Raw genomic sequence first — 7,707 nt, 5'->3', positions numbered from 1 at the left:
GCGCGGAGCTCTTCGCCCAGCTCCCGGGACCCGCTGGCGGCGCGGGCGCGCGCGGCGCGAAGATGGCGCGCCACAGGCTCCAGCAGCTCTCCGGCCCAGGACTCACCGCGCGCCACAAACGACGCCGCGCCCTGGCGGGCGAGCTCACGCTGAAGTTCGCCCAGGCGGCGATCTTCGATCGGCTCGAAGGCGCGGGCCATCAGGCGGTCCCACTCCGAGAGCAGCCAGGCGACGAGCTCGTCTTCGTCGCGGCTGACGCGCTCGCGCAGGCTGGTCAGCGCGCGCAGCGCGCGCTCGATGCCCTGGGCGCCGGCGCCCTCCTCGGGATGTGGGGTCAGCGCGTCGTCCAGCGCGTTGGGAGCGTCGCCGGTGGGCTGGCGCCGGCTTGTGAGGAGGTGGAACTCCAGCAGCTGCTCGATACCCGCGAGCAGCGCGTGGCGCTCCTCCTGACGGGTGGCGGCGCGATCGTTGAAGTCGACCACGCGCAGCGCGAGCTCGCGGCTGACCTGGGAGCTGACCCAGCGGCGTAGCGGAAGCTCGTAGTGCTGCGCGCTGGAGACGATGGCGCGCTCGGGATCGGCGGCGAGCACCGCGATGGCCGAAGGCAGCCGCTCGACGCGGGCCTCCACAAGGTCGAGAAGTTGGCGGGTGGTGCGCCCCTGACGCACGCGGGCCAACCGGAGCTCCTGGGCGCGGCGCGCGCGCAAGAGGAGCGGTCGGAGCTCGGAGGTGAAGACAAGCTCCCAGTCCGGGGCCCCGGTGCGGGCGCGCTCATGAAGTTCTTCGAGCGCCTGCTCCAGGGCCTCCAGAGGCTCGATGCTGGCCTCCAGCGCCTGGCGGGCGGCGCGGTCGGCGGCGTGGCGGGTGGCCTGCGACCACTGCACAAACTCCGAGACCTGATGATCGAGGCGCAGCCACCCGCGGTACCCGTCGATGATCTGCTGCTGACGGGCCAGGCGATCTCCGAGTCGGCTCGACGCGCGGCGCGCCGATGCAAATCGCGAGGAAGGGCGGTAGCTGAGCGCCGGCAGCTGGCTTGTGCCCGCCAGCGCCACGCCCCGCAAAAACGCGTGGTAGCAGCGCTCCAGGCTCTGGCCGTAGCCTTTGAGGCCGACCTCGGCGCTGCGCCGGGTGTGGCGAGCAAGCTCGGCGTGGCGCTCGACGAAGTCCGCATGGAATGCGGCGATCTGAGCCTTTATGGAGGTCGTTGAGGTGCCCTCCTTGCGGGGCGGCTCGCCCTGCTCTGCCGCGCCAACGCCTTCGTCACGCGGGGCCGCAGCCAGCGACTCCAGGAAGCGATCCACCTCCCGAAGGTGCTGCCAGAGCCTGCGCCAGAGCTCCTCGTATTGCGAGGCGATCGGCGGGGTCACCCGAAGCAGCTGCACCGGCAGAGAGAGCTCCAGGTGGTAACGCCAGAGCCTGCCGACCGGCACGTTGCGGTAACCTTTGCCCAGCACCCGACGACGCACGCGTCGTCCCCACTTCAGCGCGCGCAGCCAGGGAGCGTCGTCGGCCCGGGGTTGCTCCAGCGCCGGCTCGCGCTCGATGCGGTAGAGGGTCTGTTTATCTTCCATGGCGCGGATCGCGCTCAAAAAAGCCTCCACCGACGCCGGCGTCAGCGGGGCGCCCTCCAGGCGGAGCAACCCCTCGTAGACCTCGCCGACATGCGTCATGTGGACGCGCTGCACCTGGCGCAGTCCCTGACGATGATCCTCGCGCTCGTCGTCGCCTTCGCGCAGCGAGGCGTGGGCATCCCATGCATTGAGCCCCTCGATGAGGTCGTCGACGACGGCCTCCAGCTCGATGAGGGCGTCGATGATACCATCGCGGCGCTCACGGATGGGCTTTTGAAAGGTCGCTTCGGCCTGATCGATGAGCGCGCAGCGGAGATCGTCGATATGGCCGCGCAGCCAGGCGTCGTCGAAGCGCGGCGCGTCGAGGCGCTGGCCAGGGTCGGTGGGTTCGAGAAGTTCAAACTCCTCCAGGCCCAGTACGCGCTCGTCGCGGCGCTCATGGGAGGTGCGGCGGGCCTCACCGGAGCGCTCCAGGCCACTCTTGAACACGATCGGCCCCAGGCTCAGGTAGACGATCACGGTGGCCATCACCACGCTCTGAAACGCGGGCCCCCACACCGGGAAGTTGACCGCGACGACCCCGGCCAGCACCAGCACCACGGCGTCCTGAGCGACGAACGCGCCGGGCAGGTACTGGAGGCTCTGGCGGGTGTCGACCGCGGGTGCGCAGGCCCGGCGCGTGGCCAGGTGGAGCGCGCCCAGACGCACCGCGACCAACGCCAGCACCAGGGGCAGATAGCCCGGCGCCGCCCGAAGATCGAGGCCAGCGGCCACCGTCGCGAAGTAGATCACAAAGACCGGGAGCGCCACCTGCTCGAGCGCCCTCACCAGCTCGCGCCCCCGGGCCGTGGCGTTTTGCACAAAGAAGCCAGCGACCAGAAAGACCAGCGTCGGCTCGGCGAGCACGCGCAACGTGCCAAGGTAGGCGAGCACCCCGGCACCGAGCACCATCAGGAGCAAGTAAGCGCGTATCCAGCGGGCGTAGGCGGCGATCGCCACGCCCAGCGCCAGGCCAAGCGCCAGCGAGAGGGCAAGCTCGGTGAGCAGCGCCGGCAGCAATCCAGCCAACGACCCGCCGGTGAGCGGCTCCGGGCCAAGCACCCAGGTCGCCCCGGCCATCAACGCCGCAAAGAAGCCGAAGATCAAAAACTCGCCAGCGATCACCACGCTCAACGCCGCGCTGGCCAGTGGCCCGCGGGCGCGCAACTCCTGAATCAACGCCACGGTGATCGTCGGGCTCAGCCCGAAGGCCAGCACCCCGAAGAAGAGCGCAATGATGATCTGCAAAAAGAACGACTCGGCGGCGAAGATCGCCAGCTGCTGCGGGAGGATCTGCGTGACGAGCAGCACCGTCAGCACGGTGGCCGGGATCACCGTCAGGGCGATCGCCAGGGTGACCCGAGCGACAAGTCGGCCGTGCTCTCGGAGCTCCGCCAGACGCAACTTCGCGCCCGCCAACATGCCGATCAGCGCAACGACCAGGAGCTGCACCACCGCCAGGTCGTCGATGAGGCGAGAGGAGATGATGGCGAAGGGGTAGGCTTCGGGCATCAGGCTGGCGAAGCTCGGGCCCAGCGCCACACCCGCGCCGATGTAGCCCAGCAGCGAGGGAAGCCCCACCCGGCGAAACGCCTCCCCGGTGGCAAAGGCCAGGAGCACCATCAGCCCGACCGCCACGAGTTCATCGCCGAAGAGCGCGCTGGCGCCCGCGGGCAGGGCCAGGTGGGTCAGGGTCACCAGCGCGATGAGAATGAAGAGGGTCAGAAACTCCCGCATCAGCGCTCCTCCTGCCAGCTCCCCCAGGGGGAGTGGGCGCGGCGCTCAGCGTCGACCTCGGAGATGTCGATGAGCCATCCGCGCAGGAGCACCCAGGCCAGCAGATCGGCCAGAAAGAGCGCGAGGATCAGGGCGGAGACCATCCGGGCGGCCCCGGGCTCAGGTTGCAGCGCGTGGGCCAGGTCGATGACGAGGGCCGCACCCAGCGCGCCGGGCGCCCAGAGCGCGCGGTGCGTCCCCGGGTCGGGTCGAAGGCCCCTCAAGCGGGGGCGGTAGGCGGCCACCCCGAGCACGCGCCCCGCATAACGCAGAAGCACAAAGAGGAGCGCCGCCCCCCAGATGAACGCCGGGCTTCCGCCGGCCCACATCGTCCCGGCAAAGAAGAGCGCGAGCACGTAAAGGGGGGCGCTGAGCGCATCGAGCACCCTGGTCAGTCGCAGCGACTCCGAGCTCATCGACGCCATGATGATGCCGGCCACCGCGTTGACCGCCACCACCGAGAGGTTGGCCACCCAGGCCACCGCGCTGAGGGTGACGCCGACGCCGAGCACGATCGTGATCATGCGATCATCGTCGGGTCGGCCCTGTAAGAGCGCTCCGGCCAGCCCGCCCGCCAGCGCCCCCAGCCCCAGATGCAGGCCCAGCCCCACCAGAGGCAGCACACCCTCGGCGACGCCCGCGATGGCGTCGTGATGCCACGAGAACCACGCCAGCACGCCGAGCAACGCGGCCAGCGCGCACGCCTGGCTAACCCGGGCGGCTCGCGCCGCCGCCGGGCTGCTCACCCCCAGGGTAGCGCTGAGGCGCTGGAGCTGGTCGTCATCGGCACAGAGTGCCAGCACACCGAGCGCCGCAAGCCCGGCCCCGGTGGCGTCCCACACCTCCGGGGGGACGCTACCGCGGAGCAGAGCCAGGGGAAGGGCCACCATCACCAGCGCGCCCACCCCGGAGATGATCGCGCCGAGCTTAAGATCCGCCGCCCCGATCTCGCCAAGCCGGGCCGGGCTCAAGCGCAGCCCGGCCGCAAGGGCGATCGCCCCGACGGTGAGCGCCATCATCGGTTCGAGCACCGGGGTAACCTCGGCGCGGAGCAGCCCGCCGACGGGCACCACCAGGATACCCAGCGCCACATAGTGGGCGCCGGTGACCACGCCGGTGCGCCGTCCCAGCAGCCCCGGTGAGAGGTAGGCCAGGAGCGTCGCGCAGGCCACAAGCCCCAGGCCCACCAGCACCCGCAGCGTGGAGCCTTGCGCGAGGACCATCGCCTGGCCAGCGTCGGCGGCATGCGCCGCCCTGACCCACATCAGCATCCCGAGCGCGCTTAACCCGGTGGCCGGGCGTATCCATCGCTTCGACATAGCATCCTTTCTCGGCGGGTGCGTCGCCGCCATGCCGCATCATCATCGCCATCCGCGCCTCATCGCCACGACCATGGTCGGCGAGTGAACGCGCAGAACTAAAAGACCGGCCTGCCTGGCTTATGTTCCTTATCGCCAAAACCTCCCGGCGATGCCCATCATCATAAACCGGCGAGGACGAATTCCGGCCCCCGACGCCGGTGTGTTGAACGGGATCGACGCGCCCTCTGGACGGCGTCAGCCCCCGACGGGTACGGGATGCCCCAAAAGGATGCATGTATGGATGCGTTGCTCCACCACTTTGAGACCCCCTTTACCGACCCGGTGCTGATCTTTGCGGTGGTCATGCTGATGTTGCTGGTGGCGCCGCTGGCCGTGCGCAAGATGCGGCTCCCCGAGATCATCGGGTTGTTGCTGGCCGGGGTCATCGCCGGGCCCAACGCCCTGGGGCTCCTGGAGCGCGACGCGACCTTCCAGCTGCTGGGCACGGTGGGGCTGCTCTACATTATGTTCACCGCCGGGCTGGAGATCGATCTTAATCGCTTTGCGAAGTATCGAAACCACAGCCTGGTCTTCGGGGTGCTGACCTTCCTCGTGCCGCAGACCCTGGGGACGCTTGCCGGGATGTACATTCTGGGGCTGGAGTTCATGGTGGCGATCTTGCTGGCGAGCATGTTTGCCTCACACACGCTGCTGGCCTACCCGGTGACAAGCCGGCTGGGGGTGAGCAAATCCAACGCGGTCACCGCCACGGTGGGCGGCACGGTGATCACCGACACCGCCGCGCTGCTGGTGCTGGCGGTGGTGATGGGCTCGACGCGCGGCTCGCTGGACATGAACTTCTGGCTGACCCTGGTCATCGGCCTTGGCCTCTACGTGGCGCTGGTCTTCTGGAGCATCCCGCGGGTGGGGCGCTGGTTCTTTCGCAAGGTCGGGAGCGAGGGGGTCGTCGAGTACGTCTTTGTGCTGGCGGTGGTCTTTCTGGCGGCCTTTCTTGCGGAGCTCGCCGGGGTGGAGGCGATCATCGGGGCGTTTATGGCCGGGCTTGCGCTCAACCGCCTGATCCCCGAATCCAGCACGCTGATGAACCGCATTGAGTTTGTGGGAAACGCGCTCTTTATCCCCTTCTTCTTGATCTCGGTGGGGATGTTGGTGGACGTGCGGGTGCTCTTCAGCGGAGCGGACGCCTTAATTGTGGCCGCCACGATGGTCAGCACCGCGCTCTTCGCCAAGTGGCTCGCCGCGCTGCTCACGCAGAAGGTGCTCGGCTACAGCCGCGAGGAGCAGATGGTGATCTTCGGGCTCTCGGCGGCCCAGGCCGCCGCCACCCTGGCCGTGGTGCTGGTGGCCTTTGATGTGGGGCTCTTTGATGAGGCGGTGCTCAACGGCACGATCGTGATGATCGCGGTGACCTGCTTTGTCTCGCCGATGGTCACCGAGCGCTTCGGGCGCAAGATGGCGCTGGCCCAGGAGGAGCAAGGTGGCAGTGGCGACGATGAGGCGCCGCAACGCTTTCTGGTGCCTCTGGCCAACGCCGCCCATGCCCGCGCCCTGCTCGATTTTACCTTTCTGGTGCGCGAGCACGGCTCGGAGGAGCCGGTCTTCCCCCTCTCGGTGGTGCTCGAGGAGGGAGACACCGCCCAGGCAGTGGCCGCCGCCGAGCGTATGCTCTCGGCGGCGGTGGTGCACGGGGCGTCGGCAGAAGTGCCGGTGGTGCCCGTGACACGCGTGGCCCATAACCTGGCCTCGGGGATCGCGCGGGCGGTGATGGAGCGGCGCGTCTCCGACCTGGTGGTGGGCTGGAGCGGCCCGGCCTCGTCCTCTGCGGCCCGGCGCGCGAACTTCGGCGTGATCACCGATCAGCTGCTGCAACAGACCGAGCAGCAGGTCTTCATCAATCACCTCACCCAGCCGATCAACACCGTGCGCCGGGTGATCGTGGTGTTTCCGCCTCTGATCGAATACCACCCCGGCTACACCCGCGCGCTGCGCGACATCAAGCGACTGACCAACGCGATGGGGGCGCTGCTCACCGGGCTCTGCCTCAAGGATGAGATGCGTCGGATCCGCGGCCGCTTTGATACCATCAAACCCGAGATCGCCTCCTCCTTTGTGGGCTTCACCACGATGGAGGATCTGGTGGTGACGCTGCAGCGGCGAGTGGAAGAGCATGATCTTCTGATCTTCTTAAGCGCGCGTCAGGGCACGCTGCCCTGGTCGCCGGAGCTCGAAGCCCTGCCGGCGCGACTCGAGGCGCTCGCCAGCTACTCGATGAGCTTTGTCGTTCTGAGTGACATCGACGAAGCGCAGCTGCCCGCGGCCGACGAGGAGCCGGGGTTGGCCGAGGCGTTCAAGGCGCGGCGGGTGCGCGTGGCCATGGAGGAGACCGAGGAGCGCGAGGCGCTGCACACGCTGCTCTCATGCTACTTTGAGGACGACGCCTCCCAGACCTACCGCCAGGAAGTGGTCGAGGCGCTGCTGCGTGATGATCCGGGTTTTACGCGAGAGCTTATCGACGGGGTGATGCTGGTCAACGCGCGCAGCGAGCATGTGCATCATCCGCTGGTGTTTGCGGCCACGCGCGCCGAGGGCTTTAAGACCGAAGCCCGGGCCGATGCGCCGGTCTACTTGATGCTCGTGGCGCTGAGCCCCCTGGAGAGTTCGTTGCAGGAGCACCTGGAGCGTTTCTCGGAGCTGGGGGCGCTGGCCACGCAGGTGCTCGATGCCGAAGCGCTGGCGCAGCTGGAGACGCCCACCGAGCTTGCCGAAGAGCTCAAGAGGCTGGCCCGCGACACCCGGGCGATCTTCCCCGATGCCCGTGATGGTGCGCTGGAGCTGAGCCTGACGCGCACCGACCTCCCCGGGTAACCCGCCACGCCCTGCGCTCAGCCTGACGCTCTGGCGAGGGCGGCGCGGTCGCCGGCGCGCGTTGCAAGGGGTTGCCGCCCCGCGCTCAGCCCGACGCTCTGGCGAGGGCGCTCCGTCGCCGGCGCCGCCAC

General features: G+C 68.9%; 3 protein-coding genes. 1 reads left to right on the top strand and 2 read right to left on the bottom strand.

Annotated features, from left to right (window positions below):
- A partial coding sequence (locus tag FRC96_RS16375) for a hypothetical protein (protein ID WP_146976000.1) occupies nucleotides 1-3,350 on the bottom strand: 3,350 nt, incomplete at its 3' end.
- On the bottom strand, nucleotides 3,350-4,708 hold the full coding sequence (locus FRC96_RS16370; protein WP_146975998.1) for a hypothetical protein: 1,359 nt from the start codon (nucleotides 4,706-4,708) through the stop codon (nucleotides 3,350-3,352). The genes FRC96_RS16375 and FRC96_RS16370, both read right to left, overlap by 1 nt.
- A 279-nt stretch (nucleotides 4,709-4,987) precedes the next feature.
- On the opposite strand from FRC96_RS16370, the gene FRC96_RS16365 reads away from it, so the two are divergent.
- Complete coding sequence (locus FRC96_RS16365; protein ID WP_230470351.1) at nucleotides 4,988-7,576, top strand: cation:proton antiporter; 2,589 nt, start codon at nucleotides 4,988-4,990, stop codon at nucleotides 7,574-7,576.
- The last annotated feature ends 131 nt before the right edge of the window (nucleotides 7,577-7,707 follow it).

It is taken from the genome of Lujinxingia vulgaris (assembly GCF_007997005.1).
In the GTDB taxonomy this organism is placed as follows: Bacteria; Myxococcota_A; Bradymonadia; order Bradymonadales; family Bradymonadaceae; genus Lujinxingia.
The sequence above is the reverse complement of the archived record's forward strand: the minus strand, read 5'-3'. Positions and strand labels throughout refer to the sequence as shown.

Coding starts and splice junctions, on each gene's coding strand:
- FRC96_RS16370 (WP_146975998.1), bottom strand. CDS start 4,708: ATGTCGAAGCGATGGATACGCCCGGCCACCGGGTTAAGCGCGCTCGGG.
- FRC96_RS16365 (WP_230470351.1), top strand. CDS start 4,988: ATGGATGCGTTGCTCCACCACTTTGAGACCCCCTTTACCGACCCGGTG.